Origin of the sequence: Streptomyces longisporus (genome assembly GCF_039532765.1) — a bacterium.
In the GTDB taxonomy this organism is placed as follows: Bacteria; Actinomycetota; Actinomycetes; order Streptomycetales; family Streptomycetaceae; genus Streptomyces; species Streptomyces longisporus.
Window position 1 is genome coordinate 310,168 of the sequence record NZ_BAAASG010000014.1, and the last position, 24,853, is coordinate 335,020.

A 24,853-nucleotide genomic window follows, 5' to 3' on the forward strand; every position below is an offset into this window, starting at 1 on the left:
CCCATGGGTTACGTGCGTACGGCGATCCCGTCCAGCACCATCGACAGGTACTGCCGGGCGATCTCCTCCGGGCTGTGCTGCCCGCCGGGCCGGTACCAGGACGCGGCCACCCACACGGTGTCGCGCACGAACCGGTAGGTGAGCCGCACGTCCAGGTCGGCCCGGAAGACCTCGGCGGCGACCCCGCGCTCCAGCGTGGCCAGCCACGCCTTCTCGAACTTGCGCTGCGAGTCGGCGAGGAACGCGAACCGCTCCTGCGCGAGCAGCTGCTTGCTCTCCTTCTGGTAGATCGCGACGGCGGCGCGGTGCCGGTCGATCTCCCGGAACGACTCGGTGACCAGGGCCTCCAGGGTCTCCCGCGGTCCCAGCCCGGCGTCCAGGACGGTGTCGTAGCCGCCCCAGAGCTCGTCGAGGAAGGTGCGCAGGATCTCCTCCAGCATCGATTCCTTGGAGTCGAAGTGGTAGTAGAGGCTGCCCGCGAGCATGCCCGCGTGGTCGGCGATCTTGCGTACGGTGGTGGCGTTGTAGCCCTGCTCGGCGAAGACCTCGGCAGCGGTGTCGAGGAGTTCGCGCCGCCGGGCGGGTGCGGCGGTCACCTGGGGCTTCTTCTTGGTCGGCACGGGTCCATTGTCGTCCGCTCCGGTCCTCAGGGGTGCTGGCTGCTGACGGAGACGACTTCTCCGGTCAGGTACGAGGAGTAGCCGGACGCCAGGAACACGATCACGTTGGCCACCTCCCAGGGCTCCGCGTACCGTCCGAAGGCCTCGCGTGCGGTCAGTTCCTCCAGCAGTTCCGGCGTCGTCACCTTCACCAGGTGCGGGTGCATGGCGAGGCTCGGCGAGACGGCGTTGACCCGCACCCCGTACTCGGCGGCCTCGATCGCCGCGCACCGGGTCAGCGCCATCACGCCCGCCTTCGCCGCGGCGTAGTGGGCCTGGCCGGCCTGGGCGCGCCAGCCGACCACGGAGGCATTGTTGACGATCACGCCGCCGCGTCCGTCCGCCCGCATCAGCCGCAGCGCCGCCCTTGTGCACCGGAAGGTGCCGTTCAACGTCACGTCGAGGACGCGGGCCCACTGCTCGTCGCTCATGTCGACGAGGTCCGCCGTGCCGCCCAGACCGGCGTTGTTGACCACGACGTCCAGCCGCCCGTGCTCCCGCACGGCGGCCTCGAACAGCGCCCGCACCTGGCCCTCTTCGGTGACGTCGCACGGCAGAGCGGCGACCGACGCGGCCCCGAACTCGCCGGCGAGCTCGGCCTCGTACTGCTTGAGGCGCCGCACATGCGTGTCGCCGATCAGCACGCGCGCGCCCTCCTCCAGGAACCGCCGCGCGGTGGCGCCGCCGATGCCCGCCCCGGCCGCCGCGGTGATGACGGCGGTGCGTCCCTTCAGCAGCCCGTGCCCCGGCTCGTACACGGGACTCTCGACGACTGTCATAGGCCCACGCTAACCTACCAAACACTTGTTAGGGAAGGATGGCAGTCGATGGATCTCGCCTTCACGCAGGAAGAGGAGGCCTTCCGCGCCGAGGCCCGGGCCTGGCTCGCGGACCGGGTGCCGCGCGCCCCCCTGCCGTCCCTGGAGACCGCGGAGGGCTTCGCGGCCCACCGCGCCTGGGAGGCCCAACTGGCCGCGGACCGCTGGTCGGTCGTCAACTGGCCGACGGCGTACGGCGGAAGGGACTCCGGCCTCATCCGGTGGCTGATCTTCGAGGAGGAGTACTGGGCGGCGGGTGCCCCGGGCCGGGTCGGTCAGAACGGGATCAGTCTGCTCGCCCCGACCCTGTTCGACCACGGCACCGAGGAGCAGAGAGCGCGCGTGCTGCCGCCCATGGCCACGGGCGAGGTGGTGTGGGCGCAGGCCTGGTCCGAGCCGGAGGCGGGCTCGGACCTGGCCTCCCTGCGGTCGAAGGCGGTGCGCGCGGACGGCGGCTGGCTGCTGAGCGGGCACAAGACCTGGTCGTCGCGGGCCGCCTTCGCGGACCGCGCCTTCGGCCTGTTCCGCAGCGACCCGGAGGCCCCGAAACCCCACCAGGGCCTGACCTACCTGATGTTCGACCTGCGCGCGCCCGGTGTCACCGTCCGGCCGATCGGCCGCCTCGACGGGAAACCGGCGTTCGCCGAGCTGTTTCTGGACGAGGTGTTCGTGCCGGACGAGGACGTGATCGGCGCGCCCGGCGAGGGCTGGCGGATCGCGATGTCGACGGCGGGCAACGAACGGGGCCTGATGCTCCGCTCCCCCGGCCGTTTCCTGGCCGCGGCGGAACGGCTGCACCGCCTCTGGCGGCAACAGGGCTGCCCGCCCGCCGCCCAGACCCAGGTGGCGGACGCCCTGATCGGCGCCCGGGCGTACCGCCTGTTCACCTTCGCCGCCGCCTCCCGCTTCCTGGAGGGCGGCTCCATCGGCCCGGAGTCCAGCCTGAACAAGGTCTTCTGGTCCGAGTACGACATCGCGCTGCACGAGACGGCCCTCGACCTGCTCGGCGAACAGGGCGAGGCGGCGGACTCGGAGTGGGCCGAGGGCTATGTCTTCTCCCTCGCCGGCCCGATCTACGCGGGCACGAACGAGATCCAGCGCGACATCATCGCCGAGCGTCTGCTCGGTCTGCCGAAGGGGCGGCGCTAATGGCTCCGCCGGGTGCGCCGCGATGGGCCGTGTGTCGTCTGCGGCGCCGTCGTGGCTTGGCGCGCCCGCGCGGCGGTAGCCGCATGTTCAACACGGCCCCGCGCCCCGTTGGAGCGCTGTCGAACCGTAGCGGACATCGCCCGCCCGAAGTCATGCCCAGGGTCCTGAAGGGATGCCGTTGATGCGTTTCCTCCTTGACGACGAACAGCGCGCGTTCGCCCGGTCCTTGGACGCCATGTTGACCGCCGCCGACACCCCCTCGATCGTGCGGGACTGGAGCCGAGGCCGGCACGCGAGCGGCCGTGCGCTGTGGTCCCGTCTCGCGGAGGCGGGCGTCTTCGCGCTGGCGGTCCCCGAGGAGTACGGCGGCCTGGGGCCCCGTCCCGTCGAAGTGGCCGTTGCGTTCGTCGAGTTGGGGCGGCATGCGGTGCCGGGGCCGGTGGTGGAGACGGTCGCGGCGGCTGCCCTGCTCGCCGCGCTCGACGACACGGGACCGGCGAAACGCCTGTTGCCCGCGTTGGCCTCCGGTGAGTCGGCGGCGACGCTCGCGACGGGACCGTATGCGCTGGACGCGGACATGGCGGACGTACGGCTGACCGTGGTGACGAGGGACGCAGAGCTGCGCCTCGCGCCCCCGCCCGGGCGACCGCACCCCTCCCTCGACCGCGCCCGCCGCCTGTTCGCGCCGGCGGCGGGCGGGGAGCTGCTCGCCGCCGGTGCGCAGGTGTCCGGGGCCGTCACCCAGGGCCTGACCTGGGGTCGCCTCGCCGCTGCCGCACAGTGCCTCGGCCTCGGACTGGCGCTCCTGGACCAGACCGTCGCCTACGCCCGGCAGCGCACCCAGTTCGGCGTCCCCATAGGCTCCTTCCAGGCCGTCAGACATCAACTGGCCGACGCGAGGATCGCGTTGGAGTTCGCCCGCCCCCTGCTGTTCGGTGCCGCGCTCACCATGACCCCTGCCGACGTGGCCGCCGCCAAGGTCACGGCATCCGAGGCGGCGTACACCACCGCCCGTACGGCGCTGCAGCTGCACGGCGCGATCGGCTACACCGCGGAGTACGACCTGTCCCTGTGGCTGACCAAGGCCCGCGCCCTGCGCACCGCGTGGGGCGGGCCCGAGGAGTGCCGGGCCCTGGTCCTCAGTGGTGGTGATCGCCGCTGGTGAGTTCCCGGTACTCCTCCACCGTCGGCTTCGGGATGTGCGACTCCGAGCCGAACATCACCCGGGCCAGCCGGGCGCGCACCCGCTGCCCCGGCCTGACCGGCCGTCGTACGCCGTTCGCGTCGACGAGGGGGCCGATCTCGTAGGGCGGGTTCTGCTCGTGCTGGGTGAGGGTGAACAGCTGGTCCTGCGCGAGGGGCTCGTGAACCTCGACGAACTCGCCGTGCGGCAGCCGTTTGATGGTGCCGCTCTCCCTGCCGTGCAGCACCTTGTCCCGGTCCTTGCGCTGCAGGCCCATGCAGACTCGTTTGGTCACGAGGAACGTGACGACCGGCGCCACGAAGAAGGAGACCCGCACGAACCAGGTGATCGAGTTGATGGACAGATGCAGATGGGTGGCGACGATGTCGTTGCCGCCGCCGATCAGCAGCACGACGTACAGGGCCAGCCAGGCCGCGCCCAGGCCGGTGCGGACCGGCATGTTGCGCGGCCGGTCCAGGATGTGGTGCTCGCGTTTGTCGCCGGTGATCCAGGCCTCCAGGAAGGGATACAGGCCAAGGGCGAGCAGCAGCAGCGGGAAGAGCGTGAAGGGGATGAAGACGCCGAGCTCCAGGGTGTGGCCCCAGAAGTTGAGCTCCCATCCCGGCATCACCCGGATCAGGCCCTCGGAGAAGCCGAGATACCAGTCGGGCTGGGCTCCCGTGGTCACCAGGTCGGGTCGGTAGGGTCCGAAGGCCCACACGGGGTTGATGCTGGCGATGCCGCCCATGAGAGCCAGCACGCCGAAGACGAGGAAGAAGAAGCCGCCCGCCTTGGCCATGTAGACCGGCAGGAAGGGCATGCCGACGACCGTCTTCTGGTCCCGTCCGGGCCCCGGGTACTGGGTGTGCTTGTGGTAGAAGACCAGGATCAGATGGGCGACGACCAGGCCCAGCATGATCCCCGGCAGCAGCAGGACATGGACCGGGAAGAGCCGCGAGATGATGTCGTGCCCCGGGAACTCACCGCCGAAGAGGAAGAAGGACAGATACGTCCCGACGATCGGGACCGACAGGATCGCTCCGTCGGCGAAGCGGATGCCGGTGCCGGACAGCAGGTCGTCGGGGAGCGAGTAGCCGGTCAGGCCGGTGATGATGCCGAGGAACAGCAGGAGCCAGCCGAACAGCCAGTTGAGTTCGCGCGGCTTGCGGAACGCGCCGGTGAAGAACACCCGCATCATGTGCACGAGCATGCCGGTGACGAAGACCAGCGCGGCCCAGTGGTGGATCTGCCGGATCAGCAGCCCGCCGCGCACATCGAAGCTGATGTCGAGCGTGGACTCGTAGGCCCGGGTCATCGGGACGCCGTTGAGCGGGACGTACGAGCCGTGGTAGATCACCTCGACGCCGCTCGGCTCGAAGAACAGGGTGAGATAGATGCCGGTGAGGATCAGGATGAGAAAGCTGTAGAGGCAGATCTCCCCCAGCATGAAGGACCAGTGGTCCGGGAAGACCTTGCGCATATTGGCCTTGGCCAGCCCGTACAGACCCAGCCGCCCGTCGGCCCAGTCCGCCAGCTTCTCACCCTTGGCCGCCGGCTTCCTGCGCTCGGAGCCGGCCGTGTCGTTCCCCGATCGTGCGCCGTCCATACGTTCGTCGCCTCCCCGTCGGATCATCCTCAGGGTGGCACGGCGTCCCGGGTAAGCCAACGGTGAGAGCAGCCGTACGAGTGACTGAGCGCTCCGCTGGAAGCGCGCGAGAGGCCGTCGATCGTGTGCGGCGCCATGGTGGCCCGTCGCGCCAGCCGCATGGTCAACACAGTCCCGCGCCCCTTTGGGGCGCTGCCGAACCGCACCGGACTTCGCGCGGCCCGATCAGAGCCACTCACCGGCTCTCAGGCCGACCGCACGATCCCCCGGGCCCGGGCGGCGGCCAGCCAGGCCGGGAACTCGCCGACCAGCCGGTCGTACAGCTCGGCGTCGGTCATCCGCCCCGGATCCGATCCGGCGTGGAAGAAACCCGCGTTGTCGACGATCCGTTTCTGCGGCACCGCAAGATCGTCCAGCTTGCGCAGGAAGTCGAACTGCTTGCTGCCCGGGTCCCCGAAACCCACGAACTGCCAGAACAGCGGCAGTCCGGCCGCCTTGCACAGATAGCGTTCCGCGGCGAGCTTGTTGATCGGGCCGCCGTCCGTCTGGAAGACGACCAGGGCGGGGGCGGTCGAGCCGCTGTCGAGGTAGTGGTCGATGACCGCGTCCATCGCCAGGTGATAACTGGTCTTGCCCATGTGCCCGAGCCCGGCCACGATCTGGTCGATCCGGCCCTCGTGGCCGGCGAGCGCGATCTCGGTCTCGGCGTCCACGTCCGTCGAGAAGAAGACCACCGGCACGCGCCCGTCGTCGTCGAGATGCGCCGACAGCCCGAGCACCCGGTCGGCGAGGGCCTGCACACTGCCGTCCTTGTAGTACGGCTTCATCGAGCCGGAGTAGTCGACGACGAGGTACACCGCCGCCCGCAGCCCGTCCAGCCCGTGCTTCAGGAGCGACACCCCGGCGCTCTTGTAGAGGCTGACCAGCGCGGGCGCGCTCTCCTCGATCTTGCGGAGACTGATCGCGGCCATGCTCCCCCCTTCGTCCGTGCCGAGGTTACGTCACGCCCACCCCACCACTCCCACCAGCCACAGCCGTTCGCTATTTTGTTCGCCGCCGTCCCCACCGGCTCGCCGCCCGTCCCACCCCTCCGAGGAGCCGGCTGTGGAATCCGAGTCCACCGTCACCACCTGCTACCGCCATCCCAAGGTGGAGTCCCATGTCCGCTGCACCCGTTGCGACCGGTACATCTGCCCGGACTGCATGCGGGAGGCGGCCGTCGGCCACCAGTGCGTGGAGTGCGTGAGGGAGGGCGCGCGGTCGGTACGGCAGGCGCGTACCGCGTTCGGCGGCCGGATCACCTCGGCGCCCATGGTGACGTACATCCTGATCGGGCTCAATGTGCTCGCGTATCTGGGCGAGTTGGTGCGTCCGTCGATCGTGGACCGATTCGAGATGCTGGGCCGCGGGCTGGTCGGCCCGGACGGCGGCCACTACATGTGGGTGGCCGACCACCCCTTGGAGTTCCACGCCGAAGGGGTCGTGGCCGGCGAGTGGTACCGCCTGCTGACCGGCGCGTTCCTCCATCTGCCGGTCACCGGGGGGACGTTCGGCATCCTGCACATCGTGATGAACATGGTGTCGCTGTGGAACATCGGCCGGGTGGTGGAGTCCCAGCTGGGCCGCATCCGCTACATCACGCTCTATCTGCTGTCCGCGCTCGGCGGTTCGGTCCTCGTGCTGCTGATCGCGCCCGACACCCCCACCCTCGGCGCATCCGGCGCGATCTTCGGCCTCGGGGCTGCGTACTACGTGATGGCGCGCCGCCTGGGCGCCGACATGAGCCAGGTCAACCGTTTCATGGCGGGCCTACTGCTGTGGCTGCTGATCTCCGCGGGCCTCACCTCCTGGCAGGGCCACCTCGGCGGGCTGCTGGCCGGCGGTGCGGTGACCCTCGCCTATGCGTACGCACCCCGCGACCGGCGCCGCAACCTCGTCCAGGCGGGCGCATGCGTCGCCCTGCTGGCGCTCCTTGTGATCCTGACGGTCGCGAAGGCCACGGAACTGGCGGCCTGACCGGGCACGGGAAAACCAGGTGTCCGGCCGACGGGGCCGACCGTACGCTTCCGGCCATGGCTGAGCACCCGTGGTTCGTCATCGAACCGGAAGACGTCGAAGAGCTCGAACTGACCGACGACGACCGCGCCTTCGCGGCCGCGCTGCACGAGCGCACCGCCGGTTGGACCGAGGACCGCGTCGACGGCTGGCTCGACCGGACCGACGAGGCGCTGGTCGCCTGTCTGTCCTGCGGCGACCCCGGTGCCCGACGCCATCTGATCGACGTCGGTGTCCACTTCTACGGCGGTCGCGTCCGCGGCGACCGTCTGCACAACCAGCTGTTCCTGCTGCCCGAACGTCCCTCCGCCTGGGCGCTGGAGGCCACCGGCACGGTCGACCAGCTGGCCGAGCGGTCGGCGCGGTGGTTCAGGTCGGTGCTGGACAAGCCCGTCGTGCTGTACGTCTGGCTGAACGACGACCGGTACGCGTACGCGGCACGCTTCGCCTACGCCGACGAGGACCGGACGATCGGCCAGATGTACCGCAGGGACCTGGCTCCGGCCGGTCAGGCGGAGGAGCTGATCGCGGCCGGCCATGTGCACGGCAAGGGCTGGATCCAGACCGTCGGGCTGCCCACACCCACGCTCTACCAGCATGTCCGCGGTGACCGCGGCAGGGCCGTCGTACCGGCCGGGGCGCGGGCCGTCACCGAGCGCGGCCCGCTGCAGGGGGTCTGGTACGAGTAGGCCCGCCCGGAGGCGGACATGCAACGACGCCTGCCCAGGCGTCCGGTCGGGGACAGTCGGGCAGGCGCCGTCTCGGGGGGTCTGGGGGCCCGCGGCAGAGCCGCTGATGTCACTGCCCCCAGATATCCCGCCCGTACGCCTTTGTACGGGACGTATATGAGGGACCGTCAGGCCATCAGGGCACGGTCCGTCGGGCGGATCGGGGCCGGCAGGTCGCTGGCGCCCGTGAGGAAGCGGTCGGTGCCGCGGGCGGCCGAGCGGCCCTCCGCGATCGCCCACACGATGAGCGACTGGCCGCGGCCCGCGTCACCGGCGACGAACACGCCGGGCACATTGGTCTGGAAGTCGGCGTCGCGAGCGATGTTGCCGCGCTCGTCGAGCTCCAGGCCGAACTGCTCGACCAGGCCGTTCTCCCGGTCGGTGCCCGTGAAGCCCATCGCCAGCGTCACCAGCTGGGCGGGGATCTTGCGCTCCGTGCCCGGCTTCGGGGTCAGCTTGCCCTCGATGAACTCCACCTCGGTGAGGTGCAGCCACTGGACGTTGCCGTCCTCGTCGCCCTCGAAGTGGGTGGTGGAGACGGAGTAGACCCGCTCGCCGCCCTCCTCGTGCGCGGACGTGACCTTGTAGAGCATCGGGAAGGTCGGCCACGGCTGGGTGACGTTGTCCCGCTCGTCGTTCGGACGGGGCATGATCTCCAGCTGCGTGACGGAGGCCGCGCCCTGGCGGTGGGCGGTGCCCACGCAGTCCGCGCCGGTGTCGCCGCCGCCGATGACCACGACGTGCTTGCCCTCGGCCGAGATCGGGGAGGTGACGTAGTCGCCCTCCTGGACCTTGTTCGACAGGGGCAGGTACTCCATCGCCTGGTAGATGCCCTTGAGCTCGCGGCCGGGGACCGGGAGGTCACGGGCGGTCGTCGCACCGGCGGCGATGACGACCGCGTCGTAGCGCTTCTTCAGGTCGGTCGCCTTGAGGTCGCGGCCGATCTCGATCCCGGTACGGAAGCGGGTGCCCTCCGCGCGCATCTGCTCGATACGGCGGTTGATGTGCCGCTTCTCCATCTTGAACTCGGGGATGCCGTACCGGAGAAGGCCTCCGATGCGGTCCGCGCGCTCGTAGACGGCGACCGTGTGGCCCGCCCGGGTCAGCTGCTGGGCGGCGGCCAGGCCCGCGGGGCCCGAGCCGATGACCGCGACCGTCTTGCCCGAGAGGCGCTCCGGGATCTGCGGGGCGACATCCCCGGTCTCCCACGCCTTGTCAATGATCGAGACCTCGACGTTCTTGATGGTCACCGGCGGCTGGTTGATGCCCAGCACACACGCCGACTCGCACGGGGCGGGGCACAGCCGGCCCGTGAACTCCGGGAAGTTGTTCGTCGCGTGCAGACGCTCCGACGCGGCCGACCAGTCCTCGCGGTAGGCGTAGTCGTTCCACTCGGGGATGAGGTTGCCGAGCGGACAGCCGTTGTGGCAGAAGGGGATGCCGCAGTCCATGCACCGGCTGGCCTGCTTGCTGATGATCGGCAGCAGGGAACCGGGGACGTAGACCTCGTTCCAGTCCTTCAGACGCACCTCGACCGGGCGGGACTTGGCGACCTCACGGCCGTGGTTCAGGAAGCCCTTCGGGTCAGCCATTGATCGCCGCCTCCATCATCTTCTCGGTGATCTCGGACTCGGAGAGTCCCGCCTGCTCGGCGGCGTCCTTGGCGGCGAGCACTGCCTTGTACGTGCTGGGGATGATCTTGCTGAAGCGCTCGACCGCGGTGTCCCACTCGGCCAGGAGCTTCTCGGCGACCGTGGAGCCGGTCTCCTCCTGGTGGCGGCGCACCACGTCGTGCAGCCACTGCTTGTCGGTGTCGTCGAGGGCCTCGACGGCGCTGACGTTGCCGACGTTGACGTTGTCGACGTTCAGGTCGATCACGTACGCGATGCCGCCGGACATACCGGCCGCGAAGTTGCGGCCCGTCTCGCCCAGGACCACCGCGCGACCGCCGGTCATGTACTCGCAGCCGTGGTCACCCACGCCCTCGGAGACGACCGTGGCACCGGAGTTGCGGACGCAGAACCGCTCGCCGGTACGGCCGCGAAGGAAGAGCTCGCCGCCGGTCGCGCCGTAGGCGATGGTGTTGCCGGCGATCGTCGAGTACTCGGCGAGGTGGTCGGCGCCCCGGTCCGGGCGGACGATCACACGGCCGCCGGAGAGGCCCTTGCCGACGTAGTCGTTGGCGTCGCCCTCCAGGCGCAGCGTGACACCGCGCGGCAGGAAGGCGCCGAAGGACTGGCCGGCGGAGCCCGTGAAGGTGATGTCGATCGTGTCGTCGGGCAGACCGGCGCCACCGAACTTCTTCGTCACCTCATGGCCGAGCATGGTGCCGACCGTGCGGTTGATGTTGCGGATCGCGACCTGCGCGCGCACCGGCTGGGCGTCGGTCGCGGAGTCCGCGGCCAGGGCGTCGGCGGCGAGCTTGATCAGCTCGTTGTCGAGCGCCTTCTCCAGGCCGTGGTCCTGCGCGATGACCTGGTGGCGCACCGCGCCCTCGGCCAGCGCCGGCACGTGGAACAGCGGCTCCAGGTTCAGGCCCTGTGCCTTCCAGTGGTCGACGGCACGCGTGACGTCGAGCGCCTCGGCGTGGCCGACGGCCTCCTCGATGGAGCGGAAGCCCAGCTCGGCGAGGATCTCGCGGACCTCTTCGGCGATGTACTGGAAGAAGTTGACGACGTACTCGGCCTTGCCGGAGAAGCGGTCGCGCAGGACCGGGTTCTGGGTGGCGATGCCGACCGGGCAGGTGTCCAGGTGGCAGACGCGCATCATGACGCAGCCGGAGACGACGAGCGGCGCGGTCGCGAAACCGAACTCCTCGGCGCCGAGCAGCGCGGCGATGACGACGTCACGGCCGGTCTTCAGCTGACCGTCGGTCTGGACGACGATGCGGTCGCGCAGCCCGTTGAGCAGCAGCGTCTGCTGGGTCTCGGCGAGACCGAGCTCCCAGGGACCGCCCGCGTGCTTCAGGGAGGTCAGCGGCGAGGCACCCGTGCCACCGTCGTGACCCGAGATCAGGACCACGTCCGCGTGCGCCTTGGAGACACCCGCGGCGACCGTGCCGACGCCGACCTCGGAGACCAGCTTCACGTGAATCCGCGCCTGCGGGTTCGCGTTCTTCAGGTCGTGGATCAGCTGGGCGAGGTCCTCGATGGAGTAGATGTCGTGGTGCGGCGGCGGGGAGATCAGGCCCACGCCCGGGGTGCTGTGCCGGGTCTTGGCGACCCAGGGGTACACCTTGTGGCCGGGCAGCTGGCCGCCCTCGCCGGGCTTGGCACCCTGGGCCATCTTGATCTGGATGTCGTCGGCGTTGACCAGGTACTCGGAGGTCACGCCGAAGCGGCCGGAGGCCACCTGCTTGATGGCGCTGCGCCGGGCCGGGTCGTAAAGACGGTCCGGGTCCTCGCCGCCCTCACCGGTGTTGGACTTGCCGCCCAGCTGGTTCATGGCGATGGCGAGCGTCTCGTGCGCCTCGCGCGAGATGGAGCCGTACGACATGGCGCCGGTGGAGAAGCGCTTGACGATCTCGGAGACCGGCTCGACCTCGTCGATGGAGATCGACGGGCGGTCGGACTTGAAGCCGAACAGACCGCGGAGCGTCATCAGCCGCTCGGACTGCTCGTTGACGCGCTGGGTGTACTTCTTGAAGACGTCGTAGCGGCCGGTGCGCGTGGAGTGCTGGAGGCGGAAGACCGTCTCCGGGTCGAACAGGTGCGGCTCACCCTCGCGGCGCCACTGGTACTCGCCGCCGATCTCCAGCGCACGGTGGGCGGGCGCGATGCCGCTCGCCGGGTACGCCTTGGCGTGACGGGCGGCGACCTCCTTGGCGATGACGTCGATGCCGACGCCGCCGATCTTGGTGGCCGTGCCGTTGAAGTACTTCTCGACGAAGGCCTCGTCGAGACCGACGGCCTCGAAGACCTGGGCGCCGCGGTAGGAGGCGACGGTCGAGATGCCCATCTTGGACATGACCTTCAGGACGCCCTTGCCGAGGGCGTAGATCAGGTTGCGGATGGCCTGCTCGGGCTCTATGTCCGAGAGGAAGGTGCCCGCGCGGACCAGGTCCTCGACGGACTCCATCGCCAGGTACGGGTTGACGGCCGCGGCACCGAAGCCGATGAGCAGCGCGACGTGGTGGACCTCGCGGACGTCGCCGGCCTCGACCAGCAGGCCCACGTGGGTGCGCTGCTTGGTGCGGATGAGGTGGTGGTGGACGGCCGCGGTGAGCAGCAGCGACGGGATCGGCGCGTGCTCGGCGTCCGAGTGGCGGTCCGACAGGACGATCAGCCGGGCGCCGTTCTCGATGGCGGCGTCGGCCTCGGCGCAGATCTCCTCGATGCGCGCGGCGAGGGCGTCGCCGCCGCCGGAGACCCGGAACAGGCCGGAGAGGGTCGCGGCCTTGAAGCCGGGCATGTCACCGTCGGCGTTGATGTGGATGAGCTTGGCCAGCTCGTCGTTGTCGATCACCGGGAACGGCAGGACGACGCTGCGGCAGGAGGCGGCCGTCGGGTCGAGCAGGTTGCCCTGCGGACCGAGGGAGCTGCGCAGCGAGGTCACGAGCTCCTCGCGGATCGCGTCCAGCGGCGGGTTGGTGACCTGCGCGAACAGCTGGGTGAAGTAGTCGAACAGCAGCCGCGGGCGCTCGGAGAGCGCGGCGATCGGGCTGTCCGTACCCATCGAACCGATCGGCTCGGCACCGGCCTTGGCCATCGGCGCGAGGATGACGCGCAGCTCCTCCTCGGTGTAACCGAAGGTCTGCTGGCGGCGGGTGACCGAGGCGTGGGTGTGGACGATGTGCTCGCGCTCGGGCAGGTCGCCCAGCTCGATCTCACCGGCCTCGATCCACTCGGCGTACGGCTGCTCGGCGGCGAGGGCCGCCTTGATCTCGTCGTCCTCGATGATGCGGTGCTCGACCGTGTCGACGAGGAACATCTTGCCGGGCTGCAGCCGGCCCTTGCGGACGACCTTGGAGGGGTCGATGTCGAGGACGCCGACCTCGGAGCCGAGGACGACCAGGCCGTCGTCGGTGACCCAGTAGCGGCCGGGGCGAAGGCCGTTGCGGTCGAGGACCGCGCCGACCTGCTTGCCGTCGGTGAAGGTGACGCAGGCCGGACCGTCCCAGGGCTCCATCATCGTGGAGTGGAAGTTGTAGAAGGCGCGACGGGCCGGGTCCATGGAGTCGTGGTTCTCCCACGCCTCCGGGATCATCATCAGCACCGAGTGCGGCAGCGAACGCCCGCCCAGGTGCAGGAGTTCGAGCACCTCGTCGAAGGACGCGGAGTCGGAGGCGTCCGGCGTGCAGATCGGGAAGACGCGGTCCAGACCCTTGTCGCCGAAGAGGTCGGAGACCAGCTGCGACTCGCGGGCGACCATCCAGTTGCGGTTGCCCTTGACGGTGTTGATCTCACCGTTGTGCGCGACGAAGCGGTAGGGGTGCGCGAGCGGCCACGACGGGAAGGTGTTCGTGGAGAAGCGCGAGTGGACCAGCGCGATGGCCGACGCGAAGCGGCGGTCGGAGAGGTCCGGGAAGAAGGGCTCCAGCTGGCCGGTGGTCAGCATGCCCTTGTAGACGATGGTGCGCGCGGAGAGCGACGGGAAGTAGACACCGGCCTCACGCTCGGCGCGCTTGCGCAGCACAAAGGCCTTGCGGTCGAGGTCGATGCCCTCCGAGGCGCCGTCGGTGACGAAGATCTGCCGGAAGGCGGGCATCGTCGAACGGGCGGTGGCGCCGAGCAGTTCGGGCGCGACAGGAACCTCGCGCCAGCCGAGGACGGTGAGGCCCTCGTCGGCGGCGATCGTCTCGATCTGCGAGACGGCCTCGTCCGTGCCGTCCTCCGGCAGGAAGGCGATACCGACGGCGTAGGCACCGGCCGCGGGCAGCTCGAATCCGGCCACCTCACGGAAGAAGGTGTCGGGGACCTGGGAGAGAATGCCGGCGCCGTCACCCGAGTCGGGCTCGGAGCCGGTGGCGCCGCGGTGCTCCAGGTTGCGCAGCACCGTCAGGGCCTGCTCGACCAGGGTGTGGGACGCCTCGCCGGTGAGGGTCGCCACGAAGCCGACGCCGCACGCGTCGCGTTCGTTGCGGGGGTCGTACATACCCTGCGCAGCAGGGCGAGCATCCATGAAGGACCAGTTCTGGCCATTCGCGGAGTGCTGGGACGGCTGGCGCGGCGTACGCATCGGCTCTCCCGTCGTCGTCTCAAGTGGCTGGGGCCCCTCCCAGGCCCTTGAGGCTCTGGGGGAGTGCTTGCGAAGGGACGACGTTGGCCCTCTGCGGAGTGCAAAATTTCGTGCAGGTTACATGATGGAGCGGTTCTCGGAAACCGGGATATTCCGTTCCAGCATGCGGACACCGCGCGGCTGCAGTGCGGGTACCGCGCCTGCGGTGGAAGCTATGGGGACCGAGTGAGACAGATCGATGTCCATCGGCCCGAAAGACGGGGAGGGCTGCGTCGCCCTTCCCGCGGGTGCGCGGCAGGCCTCATTGCCCACAGCGCTTACGGCTCATGCCCGGTGGTTAAGCATTCGAAACCAGCGAGTAACGGCTACTTATGCGGCCCAACGCATAACTTGTAGCCGCCCTATCCTACGGCCGTTCCGAACACGATGCCCAGGGCGTACGTCACACCGGCCGCCGCGGCACCCAGTGCGAGCTGCCTGAACCCGCTGAACCACCAGGCCCGCGCGGTCACCTTGGCCACCACGGCACCGCAGGCGAACAGCCCGAAGAACGCGAGCAGCAGGGCAGGCCACAGCGCGGTCGCGCCGAGCAGATACGGCAGCACCGGCAGCAGGGCGCCCAGCGCGAAGGAACCGAACGAGGACACGGCGGCGACGAGCGGCGAGGGCAGATCCCCGGGGTCGATGCCGAGTTCCTCACGGGCGTGTATCTCCAGGGCCTGCTCGGGGTCCTTCGACAGCTGCCGGGCCACTTCCCGCGCCAGCTCCGGCTCGACACCCCGGGCCTCGTAGAGTGCCGCGAGTTCGGCCTCCTCGTCCGCCGGGTGCTTCCTCAGCTCGGCCCGCTCCACATCCAGCTCGGCCTCGACGAGCTCACGCTGCGAGGCGACGGAGGTGTACTCCCCGGCGGCCATGGAGAAGGCACCGGCGGCGAGTCCCGCGAGCCCGGTCAGCACAATGGTCTGCTGGCTCACGGCCCCGCCCGCGACGCCGGTCATCAGCGCGAGGTTGGAGACCAGCCCGTCCATCGCACCGAAAACCGCGGGTCGCAGCCAGCCGCCGTTCACATCCCGGTGCGTGTGGTTGTCGCGGTGCGCCACGTGCAGCGCGGCCTCGGTCTCGATGATCGCCATTGCGGGGGTCCCCCAGGGAAGCTAAGCCAAAGCTAACTTTGGACAAGTTCTACTCTTCGACAACAGCAAACCTACGCCGCGAATTCCCGTCCCGCCAGCAAGGAAAGGCTCGGCTAACCTGCAGCTTTACCTCGCTGCGCTCACCCGTGCGGAAAGCCGCACAAATGTCGACCGGGTGACATGGCTCCGTCCCAGGCGCAGGTCAACCGCCGACGGTGGGACACATGGGCAAAGGGTTTCGCGCCCTGTGCGAACCCCGCTCCCGGAGAGGCCGCGTATGGCATCGATCGCCTGCACTCCCTCGGTCCCCTCGCCCGGGAACGCCACCGGCCTCCGCGAGCGGGCGCGGGGAGCGCTGCTTGGCCTGGCCGTCGGCGACGCGCTCGGGGCCCCGGCCGAGAACCTGAAGCCCTCGGAGATCCGTGCCCGCTGGGGCCGCATCACGGGTTATGTGACGGACAAGCCGGCCGGTACGGACGACACCGAGTACGCGATCTTCTCCGGCCTGCTGCTGGCCCGGCACGGCTCGGCACTCACCCCCTCCCACGTGGAGGCGGCCTGGCACGAGTGGATCGCGGACCGCGAGGAGGGCCCCTTCCGGGGCGCGGGATTCAGCGAACGAGGCACCCTGGAGAACCTCCGCCGCGGCCTCGCCGCCCCCATCTCGGCCCAGCACCGCCACGCCTGGAGCGACGGCCTGGCCATGCGTGCGGCCCCCTTCGGCGTCTTCGCCGCGGGCCGCCCCGCCGAGGCGGCCCGACTGGTGGCGATCGACGGCTCGGTGAGCCATGACGGCGAGGGCATCCACGGCGGCCAGGCGGTCGCGGCGGGCGTGGCCGCGGCGATGGCGGGCGCACCGACGTACGCCGTCGTGGCCTCCGCACTGGCGGTCGTCCCGGACGACTCCTGGACGGCCCGATCACTGCGCCGGGCCGTGGCGGTGGCCCACCGCGGCGAACGGGCGGTCCGCTCGGCGGTCGTCATCGGCGGCTACCCCTGGACCGACCTGGCCCCCGAGGCCGTCGCCCTGGCCTTCGGCGCCTACGCGACGGCGGACGGCGACTTCCGCGACGCGGTGCTCACGGCGGTCAACATGGGCCGGGACGCCGACACGACGGCAGCGGTGGCGGGCGCACTGGCCGGAGCGACCCAGGGGGTCGCGGCGATCCCCCCGACCTGGGCAGCCGCCATCGGCCCGGCCCGGGGCAGCTGCCTGCCGGCCATGGCGGGCCACCACGTACTGGAGATCGCGGACCTACTGGTCCCGGACGAGGCCGCGTCCGCACGGAACCCCCCCACGGGCCGTGCTGGGGCGCACGGACTTCCCGCTGCCGGATCGCACCGCCTTCACCCTGGCCGCAACTGACGAGACGGAGACGCCCGGATGAGCCCACCCGCCCCCTGGAACGAGGGCACGACGGAGCCGACCGACCCCACCCCCGCATCCGAGACGGAAACCCACCCGGCCACCCCCACGGCGAACGCCACGGAGCCCCCTCGACAGGGGCCACCCCCACCCGACGACGAAAGTCGCACGTGCGCCCCCGCGCGACTGACCCGAGGCGCAGCCGCCACCGAGGAGACCGATCAGCAGGGGCCACCCGCACCCGACAACAAACCATGCACGCCCGCCCCCCCGGCCAACGGCGAGAAGCCCTCACAGGGACCACCCCCGCCCGACGCCAGACCACGCACGGCCGAACCCACGACCGCCAACAACGACAACTCCCAGCAGAGACCACCCACACCCGACCACAAACCACGCACGGCCGAACCCACGACCGCCAACGACAACAACTCCCAGCAGAGACCACCCACACCCGACCACACACCACGCACGGCCGAACCCACGACCGCCAACGACAACAACTCCCAGCAGAGACCACCCACACCCGACCACAAACCACGCACGGCCGAACCCGCAGTCGCCAACGGCGAAATCCCCCCACAGGGGCCACCCGCACCCGACGACGAAAGTCGCACGGGTGGTGCGGGTGGGAACCAATGCGCCGATGGCGAAGCCGAGGCGGCCGAGCGCCAGTACCCGCAAGGCCCCGCAGGGGCAGCCTGGCCCCAGTGCCCGCAGGACCCCGCCGAGGCCGCTGAGCCTCCGCACCCGCAGGGCCCCGAAGGGGCGACCGAGCCCCCGCACCCGCAGGACCCCGCCGAGGCAGCCGAGCCCCCGCACCCGCAAGGCGCCGCCGAGGCGGCCGGGCTCCCGCAGGGCACCGCCCGGGCCGGGAGGACCGTCGGGCTTCTGCTCGGTCTGGCTGCGGGCGATGCGGCCGGCTGGCCCGCCGCCCGCCACCGAGCCGCCCGTATGCCCGAGTGGACACGCCGCCTCACCCGCGAACTCGACACCTTCGCCGAACAGAACGCCACCACCACCCTCCCCGTCCCCATCGCCCTGAACCAACCCCCCGAACCCCTCCGCCTGGGCCCCTCCGACGACGCCGAGTGGGCTGCCTTCGCCGCGGAGGCACTCCTGCGCGCCGGCGACGACACCGCCCTGGCCGACCTCAGCCGACAACGCCGTACAAGAGCCGCCATCGACCTCACCTGGAACGCCCTCGCCGCCGAGGTGGCCGCCGCTGCGGACCGTGCCCCGGAGGTCGAGTCCGCCGTCCTCCCCCTCCGCGCCCGTATCTCCGTACGCGCCGGCCTCGGCAACCTCGCCACCGGCCTGCGTCCGCCCGCCACCGGCCACGACAACCCGCACTACTTCGACGACGCGGCCTGCGTACGGGCCTGCGTACTCGCCGTGGCCCACCCCGGCGCCCCCCGACTCGCCGCGGACCTGGCCGAGTTCGACGCCCGCTACACCCAGGACGGCGACGGAGTGCACGGCGCCCGGGCGATGGCGGCGGCCCTCGCACTGGCCCTGGTCGGCGGGGACGTCGAGACCTGCGTCGATGCGGCCCTCACCGAACTCCCCGAGACCACGGAGATCGGCCGCAACGCCCGCCACGCCCTCGAACTGGCCGCCGACGCCGAGACCGCCTTCACCCTGGTCCCCCTCCTGGAACACCAGATCGTCGACCACGTCTACAGCTACGGCATCGCCGCAGCCGAAACGGTCCCGGTGGCCCTGGCCCTGACCGCCGCGTCGAACGGCCGTATCGCCGAAGCGGTACCGGCCGCGGCCTGCCTCTCCCGTGTCGCCGACTCGGCCCCGGCCCTGGTCGGCGCCCTCACCGGCGCGCTGGGCGGCAGCGCGTGCATCCCCGCCACCTGGCGGGAAGCCTGCCGAACCCTCTCCGGCTGCGCTCTCCCCCGCCTCACCGGCACCGACCTGGTGGAACTCGCCGAACTCCTGGAAGCCGCACAACCGGCCCCACCAGGAGGATGATTCGGGCCATGAGGCCCAAAAACCCCAGAACCAGCCTCGAGGACCGGATCACCGGGGCCCTCGTGGGCGCGGCGGTCGGCGACGCCCTCGGCGGCCCCGTCGAGGGCTACTCCCCCGACCAGATCCTCGAACGCCACAGCGGCCGCGTCCACGGCATCGTCGGCCCCTGGAACGGCGAGGCCTGGCGCACGGCCCGCCCCCTCGCGCCGTACCACAAGGGCGACGGCCACGTCACCGACGACACCTTGATGACGCACGCCCTGATCCGGGTCTACGACCGGGTCCGCGACCACCTCGACGCCTACGCGATCGCCGACCACCTGGTCCCCGACCTGATGACGACCCCCCGTTGGATCCCGGAACTGGAGCAGGAGGCCCTCCCCCTGCACCGCATCTTCCTCGCGGAGAAGTGGCTGGTGGCACGCCTCCACTACGGCCATGTCGACCCCCGCGAGGCCGGCGTCGGCAACATCGTCAACTGCGGTGCGGCGATGTACATGGCGCCGGTGGGCCTGGTGAACGCGGCCAACCCCACGGCCGCCCACACCGAGGCGATCGACATCGCGGGCGCCCACCAGTCCTCGTACGGCCGCGAGGCGGCAGGCGTCTTCGCGGCGGCGGTGGCCGCGGCGACCACCCCCGGGGCAACCCCGGACTCGGTCGTCACCACGGCCCTGTCCCTCGCGAAGGACGGCACCCGCACGGCGATCGAGAAGGTGTGCGAAGAGGCGTCCCGACACACGGACTTCGAATCGGCCCTGATTCCGCTACGGGAAGCAGTCGCCCCCTACGACACGGTCGGCCCGGACTACCGCGCCCCGTCCCTCGGGGCCCGCCGCCCGTCCCGCCTCCACTCCATCGAGGAACTCCCCGTCGCGCTGGGCATGTTGCTGGTGTCCCGCGGCGACTACCGGCACGCGGTCCTGGGCGCGGTGAACTACGGCCGCGACTGCGACTCGATCGCCACGATGACCGGTGCGCTCGCCGGGGCGCTGGGTTCCCCGGTCCCGGAGGACTGGTCGAAGCAGGTGGCGGAGGCGAGCCGCCTGGACCTGTGGCAACCGGCGGCGACCCTGACCGCCGTGACCCGCGAGATCTTCGAACGGGACGTACACCGCCGCAGGGCCCACGAGTCGGCGTTCATCGACCTCGGAGACCCAAGATGCTCCGACTGACCTGGGTCCAGCCGGAGGACCTGATCGGTCACGAACTACGCCAGGCGGCCCTGGACGGCCGCGAGCCGTCGGCGATCGCAGCGAGATGGCGTGCCGCCGGCGGCACCCAGGCCCCCCTGCGCGCAGGCGCGTCAGCTGCCCCGGCCTCGCGCTATCTGCGGCTGCTGGCGAGGGACCTGCTGGACGAACTCGCGGAGCTGCCCAGCAGGTTGGCGGAGGAGGAACCAACCGATCTGGCCCGGATCAAATCCCTGTGCCCCGACTGGCCGGCCGCCGTCCCCTCCCCCGACCTGCGGCCGCTGACCCCACCCAGCCTGCGTCCCGTCACCCCACCCAGCCCGGGATCCGTGGCCCCACCCAGCCTGCGGGCGATCGTGCCGCCCAGGGCGGCACGGGTGGGCGCAGGCGGCACCCCGCCCGCGCGGGCCGGCGATCCCGCCCCGACAGCCACCCCAACGCACCGGCACCTGGAAGCCGCCTGGCTGGGCAGAGCAGTCGGCTGCCTCCTGGGCAAACCGGTGGAAAAACTCCCCCTGGAAGCCATCCGCCAACTGGCGCAGTCCACCGGCAACTGGCCCCTGAACACCTACTTCACGGCCCGCGGCGTCCCAGAAGCCCTCCTCTTGCAACACCCCTGGAACCGCCGCTCGGCAACCACCTCCCTCGCCGAGAACATCGACGGCATGCCCGAGGACGACGACCTCAACTACCCCCTCCTCAACCTCCTCCTGCTCAGGCGCCACGGAAAACACTTCACCACCACCGACGTCGCCGAGCTCTGGCTCACGGAACTCCCGGCCGGCCGCACCTTCACCGCCGAACGCATCGCCTACCGCAACCTCCTCCTCGGCCTGGAACCGCCCCAAACGGCCCGCCACCGCAACCCCTTCCGCGAATGGATCGGCGCCCTGATCCGAGCCGACGTCCACGGCTGGACCAACCCCGGCAACCCGGCCGCCGCAGCGGAACAGGCCCACCGCGACGCCACCCTCACCCACACCGCCAACGGCGTCTACGCGGCGATGTTCACGGCGGCCACCATCGCGCAGGCAGCCACCGCCACGCGCGACATCCACGCCTGCCTCCGCACCGGCCTCACGGTGGTCCCACCCCGCTCCCGCCTGTCCAGAACAGTCCGCCACGCCATCCAACTCGCCGAGGAACATGCCGACTTCGACACCGTCGTGGACGAGCTCCACGCCATGCACGCCGACACCCACCACTGGGTCCACGCCGTCCCCAACACGGCCCTGATCGCCGCCGCCCTCACCCACGCGGACGGCGACTTCACCGGGTCCATCTGCCGTACCGTGTCGGGCGGTTGGGACACGGACTCCAACGGCGCCACAGCAGGCAGCATCGCCGGCCTCCTCACCGGCGACCCCGTCGCCCTGCCCGACCGCTGGACCACCCCCCTCAAGAACCGACTGGCCACCTCCGTCGGCGACTTCAACGGCATCGGCTTCGACGCCCTGGCCCATCTCACCCTCCGGGAGGCATCCCGCCCATGACCCACATCGTCGTACTGGGCAGCACGAACATGGACCTCGTCACCTACGTCGAGAAGGCCCCGCAGCGTGGAGAGACCGTCACGGGACGTGAGTTCCGCACGATCTCGGGTGGCAAGGGCGCGAACCAGGCGATCGCCGCAGCCCGCGCGGGAGCCACCGTCTCGATGATCGGCGCGGTGGGCAACGACGCCTTCGGCACGCGTCTCCGCTCCACCCTGGAGCACTCGGGCGTCGACACCGACCTTCTGCGCACCGTCGAAGGCCCTTCCGGCACCGCCCATATCGTCGTCGACGACAAGGGCGGCAACTCGATCGTCGTGATCCCCGGCGCCAACGGCACCGTCGACCACCTCGTCCCCGGCGACGACAGTCTCATCGCCTCCGCCGACGCCCTGCTCCTCCAACTGGAGATCCCGCTCGCGGCCGTACTGGCGGGTGCGCGGGCCGCCCGCGCCCACGGCATCCGTACGATCCTCACCCCGGCCCCCGCCCGGCCGCTGCCGCCCGAACTGCTCGCCGCCACGGACCTGTTGGTCCCCAACGAGCACGAGGCGACCACCCTCACCGGCCGTACCGACCCGGCCGCCGCGGCCGCGGCCCTGCTCGACCAGGTGCCGGAGGTGGTCGTCACCCTCGGCGCGCAGGGCAGCCTGTACGCGGCCCGCGGCGCCGAACCGCTCACCGTCCCCGCGCCGCAGGTGACCGCCGTGGACTCGACGGGCGCGGGCGACACGTTCGTCGGCGCCCTCGCCGTGGCACTGACCGAGGGGCGACCGATGCGGTCCGCGCTGGCCTGGGCGGGCGCGGCCGCGGCGCTCTCCGTCCAGCGGCCCGGAGCGTCGGCGTCGATGCCCTGCCGCCCGGAGATCGAAGCGCAGTTCGCGTCATGAACGAAGCTGCCCCGCTCACCGGTCTGCGTGTCCTCGACCTCGCCACCCTCTTCGCCGGGCCGCTCGCCGCCACGATGCTCGGCGACTTCGGCGCGGAGGTCATCAAGGTGGAGCACCCGGTAAAGCCCGATCCCTCCCGTGGCCACGGCCCGTCGAAGGAGGGCGTCGGCCTCTGGTGGAAGGTCCTCGGCCGCAACAAGCACACCATCACCCTCGATCTGTCGAAGCCGGGCGGCCGCTCCACCTTGCTGCGTCTTGTCGCCACCGCCGACGTGGTCATCGAGAACTTCCGCCCCGGCACGCTGGAGAAGTGGGACCTGGGCTGGGCGGAGCTGTCCGCCGCCAACCCCCGTCTGATCCTCACCAGGGTCACCGCCTTCGGCCAGTTCGGCCCGTATGCGCACCGCCCCGGCTTCGGCACGCTCGCCGAGGCCATGAGCGGTTTCGCCGCGATCACCGGCGAACCGGACGCACCTCCGACGCTGCCGCCCTTCGGCCTCGCCGACTCCATCGCCGGTCTGGCCACCGCCTACGCCGTCATGACCGCGCTGTCCGCCCGTGACCGCACCGGCGAGGGCCAGGTCGTCGACATGGCGATCATCGAGCCGATCCTGACCGTCCTCGGCCCCCAGCCGACCTGGTACGACCAGTTGGGCTACGTGCAGCAGCGCACCGGCAACCGGTCGGCCAACAACGCGCCCCGGAACACCTACCGCACCGCCGACGGCACCTGGGTCGCCGTCTCGACCTCCGCGCAGTCGATCGCGGAACGCGTGATGTGCCTGGTGGGCCGCCCGGAGCTGATCGACGAGCCGTGGTTCGCGACGGGCGCCGACCGCGCCCGGCACGCCGACGTCCTGGACGAGGCGGTCGGCAGCTGGATCGCCGGGCGCACCCGCGAAGAGGTCCTCGCGGCCTTCGAGAAGGCCGAGGCCGCGGTCGCGCCCATCCAGGACGTACGGGACGTGATGACCGACCCGCAGTACGCGGCCCTGGACACGATCACCACCCTCGACGACCCCGACCTGGGCCCCCTGCGCATGCAGAACGTCCTCTTCCGCCTCTCCGCCACCCCCGGCGCAATCCGTTGGCCAGGCCGCCCCCACGGCGCCGACACCGAGACCGTCCTGACCAGCCTCGGCCTCACCCCGGCCGAACTGGCCACCCTCCGCAAGGAGGGCGCCGTATGACCCAGCACCTCCGCCCCTCCGACACGACCCATCGAGCACACCGCCCCCACGCCGCCAACACCCACACCCTCCCGACCAGCCTCGGCCTCACCCCGGCCGAACCGACCACCCTCCGCAAGGAGGGCGCCGTATGACCCAGCACCTCCGCCCCTCCGACACAACCCACCGGGCACACCGCCCCCACGCCGCCAACACCCACACCCTCCCGACCAGCCTCGGCCTCACCCCAGCCGAACCGACCACCCTCCGCAAGGAGGGCGCCGTATGACCCAGCACCTCCGCCCCTCCGACACAACCCACCGGGCACACCGCCCCCACGGCGCCGACACACTGGCCGTCCCGACCGGTCTCGGCCTCAGCCCGGCCGAACCGACGACCCTCCGCGAGGAGGGCGTCGTATGACAGCGCCCCCGCTCACCTGGCTCTACGCTCCCGGTGACCGCCCGCACGTGGTCGCCAAGGCGCTGACCGCCGGGGCCGACGTCGTCGTCATCGATCTGGAGGACGCGGTCGCCCCGGATCGCAAGGAGTACGCCCGCGCGGCCACCGCCGAGCTGCTCTCCGCCCCGCAGCCGGTCCCCGTCCACGTCCGCGTGAACGCCCTCGACGGGCCGCTGGCGTCCCGGGATCTGGAGGCGGTGACCGGGCGGCCCGGTCTCTCGGCGCTGCGTCTGCCGAAGGTCACCTCTCCCGAGCAGATCATCCGCACCGCGGAACGGTCCACGCCCGCCGGCGGTACGCCCGCTCTGTACGCCCTTCTGGAATCCGCTCTGGCCGTCGAACACGCCCATGCCATCGCCTGCGCCCACCCCGCCCTGCGCGGCATCGCCCTCGGAGAAGCGGACCTACGGGCCGACCTGGGGGTACGCGAGGACGCCGGCCTCGACTGGTGCCGCTCCCGGGTCGTGGTCGCCGCCCGGGCGGCGGGCCTGCCCCCGGCACCGCAGTCGGTCCATCCGGACATCCGCGACCTGGAGGGCCTGGCGGCCTCCTGCGCCCACGGCCGCGCCCTCGGCTTCCTGGGCCGCGCGGCCATCCACCCCCGCCAACTCCCCGTCATCGAGCGGGCCTACCTCCCCACGGAGCGGGAGGTCGAGGAGGCCGAGACGATCGTCAAGGCGGCGATGACCCAGCAGGGCGCCCAGGCCCTGCCGGACGGCAGGTTCATCGACGCGGCCGTGGTGGCGGCAGCGCACCGCACACTGTCACTCGCCCGCCGGAACTGAAGAC

The 24,853-nt window shown here is 71.2% G+C and carries 21 protein-coding genes; 14 read left to right on the plus strand and 7 right to left on the minus strand.

Annotated elements, in window-relative coordinates; translation table 11 throughout:
* Positions 1-8: 8 nt before the first annotated feature.
* Entirely contained in the window at positions 9-620 is a 612-nt protein-coding gene (locus ABD355_RS30385) for a TetR/AcrR family transcriptional regulator (protein ID WP_344403999.1), read from the minus strand.
* Positions 621-646: 26 nt separating this feature from the next.
* A complete protein-coding gene (locus tag ABD355_RS30390) occupies positions 647-1,438 on the minus strand; it encodes an SDR family oxidoreductase (RefSeq protein ID WP_344404000.1) in 792 nt (263 codons plus the stop codon).
* Between the two features lie 48 nt (positions 1,439-1,486).
* Between ABD355_RS30390 and ABD355_RS30395 the strand changes: the two genes are divergently transcribed.
* Together ABD355_RS30395 and ABD355_RS30400 are read left to right on the plus strand one after the other, a co-directional pair.
* Positions 1,487-2,626: an acyl-CoA dehydrogenase family protein gene (locus tag ABD355_RS30395; RefSeq protein ID WP_344404001.1), complete on the plus strand. Its 1,140-nt coding sequence runs from the start codon at positions 1,487-1,489 to the stop codon at positions 2,624-2,626.
* Between the two features lie 181 nt (positions 2,627-2,807).
* A complete protein-coding gene (locus ABD355_RS30400) occupies positions 2,808-3,791 on the plus strand; it encodes an acyl-CoA dehydrogenase family protein (RefSeq protein WP_344404002.1) in 984 nt (327 codons plus the stop codon).
* Here ABD355_RS30400 and qcrB read toward each other — a convergent pair.
* Together qcrB and ABD355_RS30410 are read right to left on the minus strand one after the other, a co-directional pair.
* Complete coding sequence (gene qcrB, locus ABD355_RS30405; RefSeq protein WP_344404003.1) at positions 3,766-5,415, minus strand: cytochrome bc1 complex cytochrome b subunit; 1,650 nt, start codon at positions 5,413-5,415, stop codon at positions 3,766-3,768. The genes ABD355_RS30400 and qcrB overlap by 26 nt on opposite strands.
* 245 nt (positions 5,416-5,660) lie before the next feature.
* The gene (locus ABD355_RS30410; protein ID WP_344404004.1) at positions 5,661-6,386 is read right to left on the minus strand and encodes a vWA domain-containing protein; all 726 of its coding nucleotides are present in this window, start codon (positions 6,384-6,386) and stop codon (positions 5,661-5,663) included.
* A 133-nt stretch (positions 6,387-6,519) separates the two neighbouring features.
* Here ABD355_RS30410 and ABD355_RS30415 point away from each other — a divergent pair, with 133 nt between their 5' ends.
* Positions 6,520-7,431 carry a rhomboid family intramembrane serine protease gene (locus ABD355_RS30415; protein ID WP_344404005.1) on the plus strand — a complete coding sequence of 304 codons (912 nt, stop codon included), beginning with the start codon at positions 6,520-6,522 and terminating at the stop codon, positions 7,429-7,431.
* Between the two features lie 56 nt (positions 7,432-7,487).
* Positions 7,488-8,159, plus strand: coding sequence for a hypothetical protein (locus ABD355_RS30420; RefSeq protein WP_344404006.1), 672 nt, complete (start codon positions 7,488-7,490; stop codon positions 8,157-8,159).
* A 167-nt stretch (positions 8,160-8,326) separates the two neighbouring features.
* On the opposite strand, the gene ABD355_RS30425 is transcribed toward ABD355_RS30420, so the two are convergent.
* From ABD355_RS30425 to ABD355_RS30435, 3 genes are all read right to left on the minus strand, one after another.
* Complete coding sequence (locus ABD355_RS30425; protein ID WP_344404007.1) at positions 8,327-9,790, minus strand: glutamate synthase subunit beta; 1,464 nt, start codon at positions 9,788-9,790, stop codon at positions 8,327-8,329.
* Positions 9,783-14,375 carry a glutamate synthase large subunit gene (gltB, locus tag ABD355_RS30430; protein WP_344404008.1) on the minus strand — a complete coding sequence of 1,531 codons (4,593 nt, stop codon included), beginning with the start codon at positions 14,373-14,375 and terminating at the stop codon, positions 9,783-9,785. The genes ABD355_RS30425 and gltB overlap by 8 nt, the downstream gene beginning before the upstream one ends.
* 401 nt (positions 14,376-14,776) lie before the next feature.
* Complete coding sequence (locus ABD355_RS30435) at positions 14,777-15,508, minus strand: VIT1/CCC1 transporter family protein (RefSeq protein ID WP_344404009.1); 732 nt, start codon at positions 15,506-15,508, stop codon at positions 14,777-14,779.
* A 277-nt stretch (positions 15,509-15,785) separates the two neighbouring features.
* Between ABD355_RS30435 and ABD355_RS30440 the strand changes: the two genes are divergently transcribed.
* The 10 genes from ABD355_RS30440 (at position 15,786) to ABD355_RS30485 (ending at position 24,849) form a co-directional block, all read left to right on the plus strand.
* Positions 15,786-16,874, plus strand: a complete 1,089-nt coding sequence (locus ABD355_RS30440; protein WP_344404010.1) for an ADP-ribosylglycohydrolase family protein — start codon at positions 15,786-15,788, stop codon at positions 16,872-16,874.
* A 573-nt stretch (positions 16,875-17,447) separates the two neighbouring features.
* A complete protein-coding gene (locus tag ABD355_RS30445; RefSeq protein WP_344404078.1) occupies positions 17,448-18,857 on the plus strand; it encodes an ADP-ribosylglycohydrolase family protein in 1,410 nt (469 codons plus the stop codon).
* Positions 18,858-18,865: 8 nt separating this feature from the next.
* The gene (locus ABD355_RS30450) at positions 18,866-20,032 is read left to right on the plus strand and encodes an ADP-ribosylglycohydrolase family protein (protein WP_344404011.1); all 1,167 of its coding nucleotides are present in this window, start codon (positions 18,866-18,868) and stop codon (positions 20,030-20,032) included.
* Complete coding sequence (locus ABD355_RS30455; protein ID WP_344404012.1) at positions 20,020-21,543, plus strand: ADP-ribosylglycohydrolase family protein; 1,524 nt, start codon at positions 20,020-20,022, stop codon at positions 21,541-21,543. Before ABD355_RS30450 ends, ABD355_RS30455 begins: the two co-directional genes overlap by 13 nt.
* Complete coding sequence (gene rbsK / locus ABD355_RS30460) at positions 21,540-22,433, plus strand: ribokinase (protein ID WP_344404013.1); 894 nt, start codon at positions 21,540-21,542, stop codon at positions 22,431-22,433. The genes ABD355_RS30455 and rbsK overlap by 4 nt, the downstream gene beginning before the upstream one ends.
* The gene (locus tag ABD355_RS30465) at positions 22,430-23,623 is read left to right on the plus strand and encodes a CaiB/BaiF CoA transferase family protein (RefSeq protein ID WP_344404015.1); all 1,194 of its coding nucleotides are present in this window, start codon (positions 22,430-22,432) and stop codon (positions 23,621-23,623) included. The genes rbsK and ABD355_RS30465 overlap by 4 nt, the downstream gene beginning before the upstream one ends.
* On the plus strand, positions 23,620-23,757 hold the full coding sequence (locus ABD355_RS30470; protein ID WP_344404016.1) for a hypothetical protein: 138 nt from the start codon (positions 23,620-23,622) through the stop codon (positions 23,755-23,757). The genes ABD355_RS30465 and ABD355_RS30470 overlap by 4 nt, the downstream gene beginning before the upstream one ends.
* Positions 23,754-23,891 carry a hypothetical protein gene (locus tag ABD355_RS30475; protein ID WP_344404016.1) on the plus strand — a complete coding sequence of 46 codons (138 nt, stop codon included), beginning with the start codon at positions 23,754-23,756 and terminating at the stop codon, positions 23,889-23,891. The genes ABD355_RS30470 and ABD355_RS30475 overlap by 4 nt, the downstream gene beginning before the upstream one ends.
* Positions 23,888-24,025, plus strand: coding sequence for a hypothetical protein (locus ABD355_RS30480; protein WP_344404017.1), 138 nt, complete (start codon positions 23,888-23,890; stop codon positions 24,023-24,025). The genes ABD355_RS30475 and ABD355_RS30480 overlap by 4 nt, the downstream gene beginning before the upstream one ends.
* Positions 24,022-24,849, plus strand: a complete 828-nt coding sequence (locus tag ABD355_RS30485; protein WP_344404019.1) for an HpcH/HpaI aldolase/citrate lyase family protein — start codon at positions 24,022-24,024, stop codon at positions 24,847-24,849. Before ABD355_RS30480 ends, ABD355_RS30485 begins: the two co-directional genes overlap by 4 nt.
* The last annotated feature ends 4 nt before the right edge of the window (positions 24,850-24,853 follow it).